The sequence below is a fragment of the Blastococcus sp. SYSU DS1021 genome (assembly GCF_054050995.1).
Window position 1 is genome coordinate 60,042 of record NZ_JBJHAL010000019.1, and the last position, 12,598, is coordinate 72,639.

Annotated in this window: 17 protein-coding genes and 1 tRNA gene; 4 read left to right on the forward strand and 14 right to left on the reverse strand. The window is 74.8% G+C overall.

Annotation, left to right across the window (positions count from 1 at the left end; all coding sequences use genetic code 11):
* Positions 1-15: 15 nt before the first annotated feature.
* The 11 genes from ACI8AP_RS14745 to ACI8AP_RS14795 form a co-directional block, all read right to left on the reverse strand.
* Entirely contained in the window at positions 16-771 is a 756-nt protein-coding gene (locus ACI8AP_RS14745) for a 3-hydroxybutyrate dehydrogenase (RefSeq protein ID WP_456590106.1), read from the reverse strand.
* A 120-nt stretch (positions 772-891) separates the two neighbouring features.
* The gene (locus tag ACI8AP_RS14750) at positions 892-1,047 is read right to left on the reverse strand and encodes a hypothetical protein (protein WP_456590107.1); all 156 of its coding nucleotides are present in this window, start codon (positions 1,045-1,047) and stop codon (positions 892-894) included.
* The gene (locus tag ACI8AP_RS14755; RefSeq protein WP_456590108.1) at positions 1,044-1,295 is read right to left on the reverse strand and encodes a hypothetical protein; all 252 of its coding nucleotides are present in this window, start codon (positions 1,293-1,295) and stop codon (positions 1,044-1,046) included. The genes ACI8AP_RS14750 and ACI8AP_RS14755 overlap by 4 nt, the downstream gene beginning before the upstream one ends.
* A gap of 222 nt (positions 1,296-1,517) precedes the next feature.
* Positions 1,518-3,362, reverse strand: coding sequence for an acyl-CoA dehydrogenase (locus ACI8AP_RS14760; RefSeq protein ID WP_456590109.1), 1,845 nt, complete (start codon positions 3,360-3,362; stop codon positions 1,518-1,520).
* Positions 3,363-3,499: 137 nt separating this feature from the next.
* On the reverse strand, positions 3,500-3,871 hold the full coding sequence (locus ACI8AP_RS14765; RefSeq protein WP_456590110.1) for a lipopolysaccharide assembly protein LapA domain-containing protein: 372 nt from the start codon (positions 3,869-3,871) through the stop codon (positions 3,500-3,502).
* The gene (locus ACI8AP_RS14770) at positions 3,868-4,038 is read right to left on the reverse strand and encodes a hypothetical protein (protein WP_456590111.1); all 171 of its coding nucleotides are present in this window, start codon (positions 4,036-4,038) and stop codon (positions 3,868-3,870) included. The genes ACI8AP_RS14765 and ACI8AP_RS14770 overlap by 4 nt, the downstream gene beginning before the upstream one ends.
* Before the next feature lie 80 nt (positions 4,039-4,118).
* Positions 4,119-4,544 (reverse strand): hypothetical protein, encoded by a 426-nt coding sequence (locus ACI8AP_RS14775; protein ID WP_456590112.1) that lies wholly within the window; start codon positions 4,542-4,544, stop codon positions 4,119-4,121.
* 15 nt (positions 4,545-4,559) lie between these two features.
* Positions 4,560-5,186, reverse strand: a complete 627-nt coding sequence (locus ACI8AP_RS14780; protein ID WP_456590113.1) for a TetR/AcrR family transcriptional regulator — start codon at positions 5,184-5,186, stop codon at positions 4,560-4,562.
* Positions 5,187-5,339: 153 nt separating this feature from the next.
* Positions 5,340-5,513, reverse strand: coding sequence for a hypothetical protein (locus tag ACI8AP_RS14785; protein WP_456590114.1), 174 nt, complete (start codon positions 5,511-5,513; stop codon positions 5,340-5,342).
* A gap of 53 nt (positions 5,514-5,566) precedes the next feature.
* The gene (locus ACI8AP_RS14790) at positions 5,567-5,722 is read right to left on the reverse strand and encodes a hypothetical protein (protein WP_456590115.1); all 156 of its coding nucleotides are present in this window, start codon (positions 5,720-5,722) and stop codon (positions 5,567-5,569) included.
* Positions 5,719-6,711, reverse strand: a complete 993-nt coding sequence (locus ACI8AP_RS14795) for a ribokinase (RefSeq protein ID WP_456590116.1) — start codon at positions 6,709-6,711, stop codon at positions 5,719-5,721. The genes ACI8AP_RS14790 and ACI8AP_RS14795 overlap by 4 nt, the downstream gene beginning before the upstream one ends.
* 92 nt (positions 6,712-6,803) lie before the next feature.
* Between ACI8AP_RS14795 and ACI8AP_RS14800 the strand changes: the two genes are divergently transcribed.
* The 4 genes from ACI8AP_RS14800 to ACI8AP_RS14815 all read left to right on the forward strand — a co-directional run bounded on the left by ACI8AP_RS14800 (position 6,804) and on the right by ACI8AP_RS14815 (position 9,662).
* Positions 6,804-7,145 carry a DUF3140 domain-containing protein gene (locus tag ACI8AP_RS14800; RefSeq protein WP_456590117.1) on the forward strand — a complete coding sequence of 114 codons (342 nt, stop codon included), beginning with the start codon at positions 6,804-6,806 and terminating at the stop codon, positions 7,143-7,145.
* A gap of 6 nt (positions 7,146-7,151) precedes the next feature.
* On the forward strand, positions 7,152-7,859 hold the full coding sequence (locus ACI8AP_RS14805) for a methyltransferase domain-containing protein (protein ID WP_456590118.1): 708 nt from the start codon (positions 7,152-7,154) through the stop codon (positions 7,857-7,859).
* A 73-nt stretch (positions 7,860-7,932) separates the two neighbouring features.
* Positions 7,933-8,961 carry a type III polyketide synthase gene (locus tag ACI8AP_RS14810; protein WP_456590119.1) on the forward strand — a complete coding sequence of 343 codons (1,029 nt, stop codon included), beginning with the start codon at positions 7,933-7,935 and terminating at the stop codon, positions 8,959-8,961.
* A 65-nt stretch (positions 8,962-9,026) separates the two neighbouring features.
* Positions 9,027-9,662, forward strand: coding sequence for a response regulator (locus tag ACI8AP_RS14815; RefSeq protein ID WP_456590120.1), 636 nt, complete (start codon positions 9,027-9,029; stop codon positions 9,660-9,662).
* 17 nt (positions 9,663-9,679) lie between these two features.
* Here ACI8AP_RS14815 and ACI8AP_RS14820 read toward each other — a convergent pair whose 3' ends face one another.
* The 3 genes from ACI8AP_RS14820 to ACI8AP_RS14830 all read right to left on the reverse strand — a co-directional run bounded on the left by ACI8AP_RS14820 (position 9,680) and on the right by ACI8AP_RS14830 (position 12,597).
* Positions 9,680-11,305, reverse strand: a complete 1,626-nt coding sequence (locus tag ACI8AP_RS14820) for a GAF domain-containing protein (RefSeq protein ID WP_456590121.1) — start codon at positions 11,303-11,305, stop codon at positions 9,680-9,682.
* Between the two features lie 197 nt (positions 11,306-11,502).
* Positions 11,503-11,576 (reverse strand) — tRNA-Gly (locus ACI8AP_RS14825).
* 52 nt (positions 11,577-11,628) lie between these two features.
* On the reverse strand, positions 11,629-12,597 hold the full coding sequence (locus tag ACI8AP_RS14830; protein ID WP_456590122.1) for a methyl-accepting chemotaxis protein: 969 nt from the start codon (positions 12,595-12,597) through the stop codon (positions 11,629-11,631).
* Position 12,598 lies beyond the last annotated feature (1 nt).

The window sequence follows — 12,598 nt, forward strand, 5'->3', positions numbered from 1 at the left end:
TGGCCGGTCGGGCGCTCACCGCGCGCTCCACCCGCCGTCCATCACGAGGGAGGTGCCGGTGACCGAGGCCGCGGCGGGCGAGCACAGCCAGGCGACCGCGTCGGCCACTTCCGCGGGCTCGATGAGCCGCTTCACCGCGGCCGGTGCCAGCATCACCTGCTCCACGACCTGGTCCTCGGACAGGCCGTGCGCCTGCGCCTGCGCGGCGATCTGCCCCTCCACCAGCGGGGTCCGCACGTAGGCGGGGTTCACGCAGTTCGACGTGATGCCCCGGGCGGCGCCCTCCAGCGCGATGACCTTGGACAGCCCCTCGAGGCCGTGCTTCGCCGTCACGTAGGCGGCCTTGTAGGGGGAGGCGCGCAACCCGTGGACCGAGCTGATGTTGACGACGCGGCCCCAGCCGCGGTCGTACATGTGCGGGAGGGCACCGCGGACGAGCCGGAAGGGCGCCTCCAGCATGAGCCGCAGGATGTGGGAGAACCGGTCGACCGGGAACTCGTGGACCGGTGCGATGTGCTGCAGACCGGCGTTGTTGACCAGGATGTCCACGGCCAGGTCGAGGCGGTCCACGGCAGCGAGGTCGGACAGGTCGGCCGTGACCGCCGTGCCGCCCACGTCTCCGGCCACGGCCCGGGCGCCCTCGGCGTCGCGGTCGACGACCACGACGTCGGCGCCGTCGGCGGCCAGCCGGACGGCGCAGGCCCGGCCGATCCCCGATGCGCCGCCGGTGATGAGTGCCCGCCGCCCGACCAGGGGACCGTTGACCGCCATGGTGGGAACGCTAGGCCCACGGTGCGACATGCCCCACGGTTGTGGCGCACACAGCAGGCGCCCACCTGGTGGTGCGAGGGCACACTCGCGGCAGGGTTCGCGACCCGGCTGGAGACTTCCTCAGTCCGACTCGTTGCCCGGGCGGGCGACCGAGTCGTCGCGCTGCGCGTCCTCGTCCGTGGTCAGCTGCACGTCGTCGTCCTGCCGGGCGGGCGTGGAGGCGTCGTCGGCGGTGTCGGGGGACTCCCGGTACCCGGTCGGCTGGGATTCGCTCATCGGCCGTCGTCTCCTGATCGTTCGGTGGGGCCGGTGACCTCGCCGGAGGCGCCGGCCCGGGTGGCGCGGGCGACGTCGCCGTCCGCGCGGGCCGGCAGGTCGTCACCCTGGGCGGCGTCCCGCTCCAGGGCCTGCTCGCGCGTGAGGGGGACGTCGTCGACCGAGGACGTCAGGTCGCTGTTGGCGCCGGTGCCCGACGCGGTCGGTACGTCCTGCTGGATGCGGTCGCTGCCCTGGGGATCGGTCATGCCGGCCTCCTGTCCATCGGCTGTCCTCCCGCCCATGCCCGGCATCGCCCCCGCGAAACGGCCGAGGCCGCCTCCCGGTGGGGGAGGCGGCCTCGGCTGCGGTGCGGAGCCGGTGTGGACCGGTCGTGGGCCCAGAGGGTCCCCGACCGGGACATGGGCAACGGCTCCACGTAGACGGGAACGGCTCCTGGCCGCGGTGCCGTCCGGAGGACGGCAGAGTGCTCAGAAGCAGTTCTCGTCGACCTCCATGAGGGCGTTGTCGGTGTTCTCGACGATGGCCCGCTCGGCGGTCAGCTTCGGCAGCACCTGGCCGGCGAAGAACCGGGTGGCGGCCAGCTTGCCCTCGTAGAAGTGGCGGTCCTTCTCGCTGACCTCGCCGGCCAGGGCGGCGAGCGCCACCTCGGACTGGCGGATCAGCAGCCACGCGGTGACCAGGTCGCCCGTGGCCAGCAGCAGCCGGGAGGTGTTCTGCGCGACCTTGTACAGGGAGGCCATGTCCTCCTGCGCGGCGGTCAGGTGGCCGAACATCGCGGTGAGCATGCCCTGGACGTCGGAGAGCGCGGTGCCCAGCAGCGCCCGCTCCTCCTTGAGCCGGCCGTTGCCGACCTCGCCGTCCACCGTCGCCTGGATCTGCCCGGCGAGCCAGGTCAGCGCGACCCCGCCGTCCTTGACGATCTTGCGGAAGAAGAAGTCCTGGCCCTGGATCGCCGTGGTGCCCTCGTAGAGGGTGTCGATCTTGGAGTCGCGGATGTACTGCTCGATCGGGTAGTCCTGCAGGTAGCCGGAGCCGCCGAGGATCTGCAGCGACTCCTGGGTCAGCAGCTGGGTGGCGCGCTCGGAGCCGAAGCCCTTCACGATCGGCAGCAGCAGGTCGTTGACCCGCTCCGCCAGCTTCGCCTGCTCGCTGGCGGCCTCGCCCGCCGCCGCGGCCTCGGTGACCTGGTCGCGGAAGCTCGCCGCGTACAGGTACAGGGCCCGCATGCCCTCGGCGTAGGACTTCTGCAGCATCAGGGAGCGGCGCACGTCCGGGTGGTGGGTGATCGTGACCCGCGGGGCGTCCTTGGACGTGGCGGTGAGGTCCGCGCCCTGGACCCGGGTCTTCGCGTAGTCCAGCGCCACCTGGTAGCCGGCCGAGAGGGTGGCGATGGCCTTGGCGCCCACGAACATGCGGGCGTGCTCGATGACCTTGAACATCTGCGCGATGCCGTCGTGCACCTCGCCGACCAGCCAGCCCTGCGCCGGGACCGGTCCGTCGCCGAAGGTGAGCTCGCAGGTGGTGGAGACCTTGAGCCCCATCTTCTTCTCGACGTTGGTGACGTAGGCGCCGTTGCGCTCGCCGAGCGCCCCGGTCTCGAGATCGACGTGGAACTTGGGGACGACGAACAGCGACAGCCCCTTGGTGCCGGCCCTCGCGCCCTCGGGGCGAGCCAGGACCAGGTGGATGATGTTGTCGGACAGGTCGTGCTCGGCCGACGTGATGAACCGCTTCACGCCGTGGATGTGCCACGAGCCGTCGGGCTGCTGCACGGCCTTCGTCGTGCCGGCGCCGACGTCGGAGCCCGCGTCGGGCTCGGTGAGCACCATGGTGGCGCCCCACTTGTGCTCGAGCATGAGCTCGGCCAGGCGCTTCTGGTCCGGCGTGCCCAGCTCGTCGAGGATCGCGGCGAACGCGGCGCCCGAGCCGTACATGAAGACCGCCGGGTTGGCGCCGAGGATCATCTCGAAGGCGGCCCAGGTGAGGACGTGCGGAGCGCCGAAGCCGCCGAGGTGCTCGGGCAGGTCGAGGCGGTACCACTCGCCGTCCTCGACGGCCTGGACCGACTTCTTGAACGACTCGGGCAGCGCCACCGAGTTCGTGGCGGGGTCGAACACCGGCGGGTTGCGGTCGGCGTCGACGAAGGAGGCCGCCACGGGTCCCTCCGCCAGCCGGCGCACCTCGCCGAGGATCCCGCGGGCGGTGTCGGCGTCCATCTGCTCGAACGGGCCGGTGCCGAAGCGGTCCTTGGTGTCCAGGAACTCGAACAGGTTGAACTCGAGGTCCCGCAGGTTGGCGGTGTAGTGCGTCATGGCGCTCAGGCTCCCGTGCTCCGGCCGGCGTACGGCGTCGTGCTACTCACGAGTAACAAACGCTATTACTCGCGAGTAGCAACGGCAAGCACCAGGTGCCCGGACACGTTCCGGGCACCGCGTCTGACCCGGAAGGGTCAGCGCTTGCGGCGCCGGGCGCGGAGCACCGCGCCGGCCAGCCACACCAGCAGGCCGCCCAGCGCCGCCGCGACGAGCAGGGCCACCACCAGGGGGCCCTCGACGTCGGTGAAGACGAGGCTGATCTGCACCGACTGGCCGTTGAAGATGACGAACAGCACCAGCACCACGGTGACGAAGATCAGCAGCGCGAGCGCCAACCCCCGCCCGATGGTGCGCCCGGTGTGCCGCTCCCGCGTCGGCGTCGGCGTCGGTTCGGCCCGGCCGGCGGGCTCTGCGGGTCCGGCCGCGCGGTCGCCGGCGGCGGGGGAGCCCAGGCCGACGCTGAGCGGGTCTCGCGCGTCGGCCGGCTCCCGCCCGGGGCCGGTCACCGGGCGTCCGGTTCGGTGTCGGCGGGCGGGTAGGCCGGTCCGGCGATGCCGTCCGCCGGCCCTTCGGTGGCGCCCAGGGAATCGCGGTCCTCGCCGGGCGCCTTCTCCGCGCCGAGCGGCTCGGCCTCGCGGTCGGCACCCGCGTTGTTCGCATCCGGCATGGTCATGGGCCGGTTCTGCCCCTGAGTGGGCGGGTGGAAACCACTCGCCACTGCCCCGCCCGCGCGTGCGCGGCACGGGTGCCCGTTCAGTCCGCCAGCGCGGGACCCGCCTCGTGGGCGGGGTGGCCGGCGGTGCGCTCGCGCTGCTTCATCCGGGCCTCGAACACGTGCCGGTCACCTCCGGCGAGCTCCTCCCGGGCGCGAGCGTCGAACGCGCGGAAGGCGCCCCAGTAGTTCTCGTCGAAGTCCTCGACGATCTGGAAGGTCCACCGGTCGGCGATGACGTTGCGGCCGACGAGGTCGCGGTCGAGGTCCTCGGCGAGGCGGGTCGCGCCGGCCCTGCCGAACAGCTCGACGGACTCCTGCAGCAGCCGGTCGGCCTTGCCGGTCAGCTGGTGGAACGCGTACAGGAAGCCGCGTGCCTGGTCGACGGTCTCCAGGGCCTCGGACAGCTTGCCGAGCGCCTCCACCGTCGTGTCGTCGAGGTCGGGCCGGGTGCGGTCGGTGCTCACCCGCCCATCCTGCGGTCAGGCGCGGGCGACCGCGATCTCGATCAGCCGCTCGGCCAGCTGCCGGCCGTGGGCGGCGGGGCCGTCGGGCCCCAGGAGACCGCCGGAGAGGTACATGCCGTCGATGATCAGGTGGATCTGCGCGGCGAGATCCTCCCCGTCGCCCGGCACGATCTCGTCGGCCAGCCGCTCCAGGCGGGCGTGCAGCTCGAACTTGTAGTCGGCCGCCGCGCTGCGGGCGGGGTGCTGCGGGTCGTCGTACTCGCTGCTGACGTTGGTGAACGGGCAGCCGCGGAACCCGGTGCGGGTGACGTCGCGCTCGACGGCGTCGACGACCGAGAGCAGCGCCGCGCGGGGATCGCCCTCCAGCCGGTCCAGCTCGGCGTCGATGAAGGCCAGCACGGTGGCTGCCTTGCGGCTGAGGTAGGCCCCGACGAGGTCGTCCTTGCTCTTGAAGAGCCGGTAGACCGTCATCTTGCCCAGGCCCGTCTCGCGGACCAGCTCGTCCATGCCCACGCTGCGGGAGCTGCGGCCGGCGAAGAGGCGCTCGGCGGTGTCCAGCACGATCGCCTGCCGCTCGGCGCGGCTGCGGCGAACCGGTGCCGAGGCGTCGTCGGCGGCGGTGAGGGGCAGGGCGGCGGTCACGTCTGCGATGGTGCCCCAGGACGTGACGGAGCAGTTCGCGGCACGCCGACCCTGATCGCTCTGGGTGACGAGGGGCGCCCGGGTTTCCCGTGGCACCGGGGAGCGGTGGTGCCGGTGTGACGCAGTAGCGTCACCGAGCGTGAGCGCGGCGGCTCAGTTCCGGCGGGTGCGACGCGGGTTGGCCAGCAGCCGGGCGACGGCCCGCGCCGAGGACTCGGCAGAGTCGGTCCGCGATCGGTCGGCCGACTCGTCGGTGGTCCGGGTGTGCAGCACGTTGTCCTCCATGCGGCGTTGCGTGCCCGTGCCCTCGTTGCGGGAAACCGGCACGCGGCCCACCGGGGTGAGACGTCGCTCACCCCGTGGACCGGTCAGAGCGCCGGTCAGGTGTCGGGGGTGTCGGCGCCCCCGCTCGCGGCGTCGCTGCGGCCCTCGGCCGGCTCCTCGGGGTGCGGCGTCCGGCCGCTGCCCGCCTGCTCGCCGGCCGGGTCGCCCTCGGCGCGCTCGGCGCTGTGCGGCGTGCGCTGGGATTCGCTCATCGCGGGTCCTCCTCGGATCGGGTCGGGGAGCGGTGTGCCCGGTCCGCCGGCGGGGAAACCGCGGGCCCGCCGACCGGGGTGGCCGGGGGCACGCGGAGCAGCAGCTCGCGCACGGCGTCGTGGTCGGGGAGGGCGCCGCGCGCGCCGGGACCGGTGGTGGAGGACGCGGCCGCCGCGACGGCGTGCCGGACGGCGTCGGGGAGGCCGGCGCCGTCGGCCAGCGCCTGCCCGAGGGCGCCGCAGAAGCAGTCACCGGCACCGGTCGTGTCGACCGGTGTCACCGGGGGCGGCGCCTGCAGCAGCGCCGGCCCCTCCGCGGGCACGACGAGGGCGCCACGCGCGCCGAGGGTGACCACGACGGCGCCCGCCGTCACCCGGCGGGCCAGCCCCGCGAGCTCGGCGGGCGAGCGCTCACCGGGTTCGGCACCGGCCAGCTGCACCAGCTCGTGCTCGTTCGGGACGAGCACGTCGACCCGCTCCAGCAGGGCGGCCGGCAGCGGCACCGGGGGAGCCGGGGTCAGCACGACGGTGCCGGTCGCCGTCCGGGCCGCCGCCTCGACCGCCGGCAGCGGCACCTCCAGCTGCAGGAGCACCACGCGGGCCGACCGCACCGACGGCACGTCGACGTCGGCGGGGCTCAGCTCGGCGTTGGCCCCGGGCACGACCACGATCAGGTTCTCTCCGCTGCCCTGCTCCACCGGGATGGTCGCGGTGCCGGTGGGCGTGCCGATCGTGCGCAGCACCCGGCTCACGTTGACCCGGGAGGAGGCGAGCGCGGCCAGCTGCCGGTCGCCGGCCGGGTCGTCGCCCACCCGGCCCACCATGTGCACGCCGCCGCCGAGGATCCCCGCCGCCGCGGCCTGGTTGGCGCCCTTCCCGCCCGGGGCGAGCGCGGCGGCCCGGGCGACGACCGTCTCGCCGCGGCGCGGCAGCCGGTCGACGGAGACCAGCACGTCCTCGTTCAGGCTGCCGACGACGGTGACGGACACGCAGGACCTCCGGAGGACTGTGCGAGGGGTACCGGACGGCCGTTTCCCGCGGCCGGCGCGACGGTACCGGGAGGACGACGAGCGGAGGAACCATGGCGAGCGACGACCCCGACACGATCCGGCGGGAGTTCGGCGAGGCGGTGAACATGACCGCGGCCGAGCTGGAGCGGTGGCTGGCGAGCGAGGAGTCGCAGGCCGTGGGGCAGAAGGACGGCGACGGCGAGTCCACCGGCCACGCCTCGGGCCGGCGCATCGTGGACCTGCTGCGCACGAAGAAGGACGACCTGACCGACGACGACCTCGCCCACATGCGGAAGGTCCACGGCTACGTGCAGCGGCACCTGGCCCAGGAGCCGGCGAAGGAGGACGTCGAGACGTCGAAGTGGCGGTACTCGCTGATGAACTGGGGCCACGACCCGCTCAAGAAGGGCTAGCCCTCCGTGCGATCCACCCCGCTGACCCGCAACGACCCCGCCCAGTACGACGAGCTCGCCGACCAGTGGTGGCAGCCCTCCGGAGGCTTCGCCGCCCTGCACTGGCTCGCTGCCTCCCGGGCCGAGCACATCCCACCGGCGAGCGGCCCGGGGGCGCTGCTGGTCGACCTCGCCTGCGGTGGGGGGCTGATGGCCCCGCACGCCGCCCGGCTCGGGTACCGGCACGTGGGGGTGGACCTCGGGCTGGAGGGGCTGCGGACCGCGCGGGCGCACGGGGTGCTGCCGGTGCGCGGCTCGGTGCTCGCCGTCCCCCTGGCCGACGGCTGCGCGGACGTCGTCGTCGCCGGCGAGATCCTCGAGCACGTCGAGGACGACGTCGCGGTGCTGGCCGAGTGCGCCCGCCTGCTGCGGCCCGGGGGCGTCCTGGTCGTCGACGCGCTGGCCGCCACGCGGATCGGCCGCTTCCTCATGGTGACGGTGGCCGAGCGGCTCCCCGGTGGCCCGCCGCCCGGCATCCACGACCCGGCGCTCTTCGTCGATCGCGCGCGGCTGCTCGCCGCGGCCGACCGGCTGGGTCTCGAGCTGCGCCTGGTCGGCCTGCGGCCGTCGCTGCGCGACGCGATCGCCTGGCGGCTGGGGCGCCGGGGCTCGGTGCGCATGAAACCGATCCGTTCCACGGCCGTCGTCTTCGCCGGGTACGGCCGGAAGCGGTGAGCGGGCGACGCGACGGCGGCGCACGTACCGTCGAAACCATGATCCCGAGCAGGTCAGCCGTGGGGCCGCGATCGTGACCGCCGCCGTCCTCACCGGGGCGGGCAGCGCGCTGCCCACCACCCTGGACCAGGAGGCCGCCTGGGACGGGTTCTTCGGCACCCACTACGAGGGGGTGCGCGCCGCCCGCCGGATCTTCCTCGGGGCCGGCGTGCGCCGCCGGCACGCGGTGGCCAACCCCGTGGACGAGGACCTCAGCGGCTGGAGCACCGGGGCGCGGATGGCGCGGTACGTCCAGGAGGCCCTCCCGCTGGGCAAGCAGGCCGTCGCCGGGGCGCTGGACTCCGCCGGGCTGGCGCCCGGGGACGTGGGGCTGTTCACCGTCGCCACCTGCACCGGCTACGCGACGCCGGGGCTGGACATCCGCCTGGCCAGCGACCTCGGCATGCCGGCCGGGCTGCAGCGGCTGCTGGTCGGCCACATGGGCTGCTACGCGGCGATCCCGGGCCTCGCGGCCGTCGGCGACTTCGTCACCGCGCGGTCCCGGCCGGCGGTGCTGCTGTGCTGCGAGCTGACCAGCCTGCACGTGCAGCCGGCCCAGGCCGATCTCGAGCAGGTCGTCGCGCACGCGCTGTTCTCCGATGCCGCGGCGGCCGTGGTCGTCGAACCCGGCGCCGGGCGCGGGCGCCGGATCGCCGGGGTCGTCGCGCGCACCGACGCCTCGACCGCCGACCACATGACGTGGGACGTCACCGACCTCGGGTTCCGCATGGGGCTCTCCCCGCGGGTGCCGGACGTGCTGGCGCGGCACGTGGGGAACGTCGTCGACGAGCTGCTCGCCGGAGCGGGTCTGCGCCCCGAGGACGTCGCGGGCTGGGCCGTGCATCCCGGGGGACCCCGCATCATCGACGTCGTCCGCGACGAGCTGGGCCTGCGCGAGGAGCAGGTCGCGGCCTCGCGCCGGGTGCTGGCCGAGCACGGCAACTGCTCCTCGGCCACCGTCCTGCTGGTGCTGCAGGAGCTGGCCGACGTCGACGGGCCGGTCGTGGCCATGGCGTTCGGGCCGGGCCTGACCCTCTACGCGGTGCTGTTGCTGCCCGCGTGACCCCTGGTCGCGGAGCGGCGGCGGTCCTACGCTGCCCTCCCCGGAACCGTGGGAGGGAGGCGGCCGTGGGCGCGTCGCCGCCGGGCGTGCGGGTGTTCCTCGTCGACGACCACGAGGTGGTCCGCCGCGGCGTGGCCGAGGTCCTCGAGGACGACCCCGCCATCACCGTCGTGGGGGAGGCCGGCTCGCGCGCCGAGGCGCTGGCCCGGGCTCCCGCCGTCCGTCCCGACGTCGCCGTCCTCGACATGCGGTTGCCCGACGGGGACGGCGCCACCCTCTGCCGGGAGCTGCGCGCGAGGCTGCCCGGCCTGCGGTGCCTGGTGCTCACCAGCTACGCGGACCGGGCGGCGCGCGACGAGGCGGTGCGCGCCGGCGCGGCCGGGTTCCTGCTCAAGCAGGTGCGCGGCTCGGCGCTGGTGTCGGCGGTGCGCACAGTGGCGGCGGGCGGCGTCCTGACCGAACCCGGACCGCCGCCACCGGCGCGGTCCGGCGGTGACCGGCTGGCGACGCTGACCGACCAGGAGCGCGCCGTCCTGGGGCTGATCGGCGAGGGGCTCACCAACCGCCAGATCGGCGAGCGCATGGGGCTGGCCGAGAAGACGGTCAAGAACTACACCAGTCACGTGCTGGCCAAGCTGGGCCTCGAGCGCCGGACCCAGGCCGCCATCCTGGCCACCGAGCTGCGCGACCGCCGGAGCTGAGCCTGCGCCGGTGCGGGTCAGACGGGGAGTGGCACGACCCAGCGGACCTCCGTCCCCGAGGCCCCGGTGGCGGTCGCCAGCCGGCCACCCCGGCGTTCCGCGCGGTCGGCCAGGTTGGCCAGCCCGCTGCGCACGGTGACCGCCGGCAGCCCGTGCCCGTCGTCGGTGACCACGACGCGCACCTCGTCGGCCAGGGCCACGGTCACCGTCACGCGGGTGGCGCGGGCGTGGCGGACCACGTTGGTGACCAGCTCGCGGACGACGGCGACCACGTCGCCGGCCAGGCCGGGAGGCAGGTCCTCGATCTCGCTGCGCACCCGCAGGTCCGGGCGCACCCCGTGCCCGTCGGTCACCGACCGCACCACGTCGGCGAGCCGTCGCCGCACGGCCGCGGACGAGGAGTCCTCGGCCCCGTGCAGCTCGAAGATCGACTCCCGGATCCGGGCGATGGTGCCGTCGAGCTCGTCCACGTGCCGCGCGATCCGGCTGGCGACCAGCGGCGCGGAGCCCTCCAGCGAGCGGCCGAGCCGGTCCAGCGCCAGGGCGGTCGCGAAGATCCGCTGCACCACGTGGTCGTGCAGGTCCCGGGCGATCCGGTCCCGGTCGGCCTGCACCTGCAGCCGCTGCTCGCGCTGCTGGCTGCGGACCAGCCGCATCGCCACCGCCGCCTGGGTGACGAACGCCGACGCCGGCTCGAGCACCGCGGGGTCGAACGGTGGCCGCTCCCGCAGCCGCATGGCGACCAGGGTGGTCGGCGGAGACGGTCCACCCAGCGGGAGGTGGAGCGCCGGTCCGTACCGGCCGGCGAGCTCACCGACCAGTGGGGCGCGGGTCGTGCCCGGCACCGGCGTGGCGACGTCGTCCACCAGCAGCGGCGTGCCCGAGCGGTGGGCGTCGCCCAGCCGGGTGCCGGCGAGGGGGATGCGCGCGCCCTCGGTCCGGGTGGCCTCGGGGCCCACGGCGGCGGTCACGACCAGGGTGCCCTCGTCACCGGGCACCGGCGCCAGGATGCCGACGGTGTCGGCGCCGGAGAGCTCGGCGATGCGGGCGGCCGCGGTGCGGAGGACCTCGTCGGCGGGGCGCCCCGACAGCAGCGCCGTCGCGATGTCGGTGCCGGCCTGCGACCAGGCCCGGCGCTGCTCGGCCTGCTCCAGCAGCCGGGCGTTCTCGATGGCCAGGCCCGCCACCGCCGCCATGCCCTCGGAGAGCTCCAGGTCGGCCGCGGTGAACGCGCCCCCGCCGCGCTTCTCGGTGAGGTACAGGTGCCCGAAGACGGAGTCGCGGGCGCGGACCGGGAGGCCCAGGAACGACCGCATCGCGGGGTGCCCCGGGGGGACGCCGACCGAGGCGGGGTGGGTGCGCAGGTCGGCCAGCCGCAGCGGGGTCGGGTCCTCCAGGAGCAGGCCGAGGATGCCGGCGCCCTCGGGCGTGCGGCCGATCCGCTCCTGGGCCCCGGGATCCAGGCCGACCGTGACGAACCGGTCCAGCCCGCGCCCGTCGGGCGTGAGCACGCCCAGCGCGCCGTAGCGGGCGTCGACGTGCCGGGCCGCGACCGCGACGATCTCGTGCAGGGTCGCCTCGAGCCGGCCACCCGAGGCCGCCGCCAGCACCGCGGCGGTGAGGGCCGCGGCGTCGTCGCTCATCGAGCGCACCGGTGGTCGGGCGGGGGCACGGCCTGACCGTAGGAGCGCCGACGGGGGCAGGGGAAGCGCTTGGCCCATCGTGGGGCACGGTCGCGTCCCGCCCCAGGGACGAAAGGCCCGGTCCCGTTCCGTGTTCCCCGGCCTGCGCCGGAACGCGCCGAGGCCCCGGTCGGTGCGACCGGGGCCTCGGGAGCTCGTGGAGCGGGTGACGAGAATCGAACTCGCACTGTCAGCTTGGGAAGCTGATGTTCTACCATTGAACTACACCCGCGAACAGCGACGATCCTACCTGGTCGCCTCCCCGCCGCGACAGCCACCTCCGGTCAGCGGCGCATCTCCGCGAGGAAGCCGGTCGCCTCCGACCGCAGCTTCTCCGCCATCTGCGACAGCCCGGTGACGTCCTCGTGGCCGGTGTTCAGCGACGCCGAGCCGTCCACCGCGGCGGCGATGCCGCCGACCAGGCCGTTCATCTCGTCGACGGTGGAGCTGACGCTGCTCATGCCGGCGGCGACACCCTCCGACGCCTGGCGGATCTGCTCCACCTGGGCGGTGACCCGCTCGGTCGCGCGGCCGGTCTGGTCGGCGAGGTCCTTTACCTCGGAGGCGACGACGGCGAACCCCTTGCCGGCCTCGCCCGCGCGGGCGGCCTCGATCGTGGCGTTGAGCGCGAGGAGGCGGGTCTGGGCGGCCACCGAGTCGATCAGCGCGATGATCTCCTTGATCTCGGCCGACGAGCGGGTGAGCGAGCTGATCGTGTCCTGCGCGGTGCCCACCTCGGCGCTCGCCGCGGTCGCGGCGGCGGTGAGCCCGGACGCCGATGCGCTGAGCTCGGTGGCGGCCGTCGCCACCTGCTCGGACATCGAGAGCACCACCGACTCGAAGTCGTCGGCCAGCCGCAGCCGGCTGGTCTGCGCGTCGGTGACGCGCCCGGCGGTCGCCTGCATCGCGGTGCGGGCGTCGTTGATGTCGCTGGCGGTGCGGCGGAAGGAGCCGAGCAGGCCGGTGGTGAGCAGGCGGCGGTGGAACCGGCCCTCGGCTGCGGAGCTCAGCGCGGCCGACGACTCGCGGACGAACGCGTCGGAGACGTCGAGCACCCGGTTGAGCGCGTGGTGGAGGGAGACCAGTTCGGGCACCTGCTCGGTGTCGGCGTCGATGCGGCTGCGGGCCTCGAGGTCACCGCGCGAGGCCGCCTCGCACGCCGCCGTCAGCTGCCGGACGAAGCCGCGGTAGAGCGCCAGCTCCGCGGCGTCCGACCGCCGGCCGTGCTCGCCGCGCGTGGTGCGCACGCCCATG

What these genes read in the sequence shown, in the direction of transcription:
- ACI8AP_RS14755 (WP_456590108.1), bottom strand. Translation starts at nt 1,295, where the DNA reads ATGACCGATCCCCAGGGCAGCGACCGCATCCAGCAGGACGTACCGACC.
- ACI8AP_RS14760 (WP_456590109.1), bottom strand. Translation starts at nt 3,362, where the DNA reads ATGACGCACTACACCGCCAACCTGCGGGACCTCGAGTTCAACCTGTTC.
- ACI8AP_RS14820 (WP_456590121.1), bottom strand. Translation starts at nt 11,305, where the DNA reads ATGAGCGACGACGCCGCGGCCCTCACCGCCGCGGTGCTGGCGGCGGCC.
- ACI8AP_RS14770 (WP_456590111.1), bottom strand. Translation starts at nt 4,038, where the DNA reads ATGACCATGCCGGATGCGAACAACGCGGGTGCCGACCGCGAGGCCGAG.
- ACI8AP_RS14745 (WP_456590106.1), bottom strand. Translation starts at nt 771, where the DNA reads ATGGCGGTCAACGGTCCCCTGGTCGGGCGGCGGGCACTCATCACCGGC.
- ACI8AP_RS14830 (WP_456590122.1), bottom strand. Translation starts at nt 12,597, where the DNA reads ATGGGCGTGCGCACCACGCGCGGCGAGCACGGCCGGCGGTCGGACGCC.
- ACI8AP_RS14790 (WP_456590115.1), bottom strand. Translation starts at nt 5,722, where the DNA reads ATGAGCGAATCCCAGCGCACGCCGCACAGCGCCGAGCGCGCCGAGGGC.
- ACI8AP_RS14800 (WP_456590117.1), top strand. Translation starts at nt 6,804, where the DNA reads ATGGCGAGCGACGACCCCGACACGATCCGGCGGGAGTTCGGCGAGGCG.
- ACI8AP_RS14750 (WP_456590107.1), bottom strand. Translation starts at nt 1,047, where the DNA reads ATGAGCGAATCCCAGCCGACCGGGTACCGGGAGTCCCCCGACACCGCC.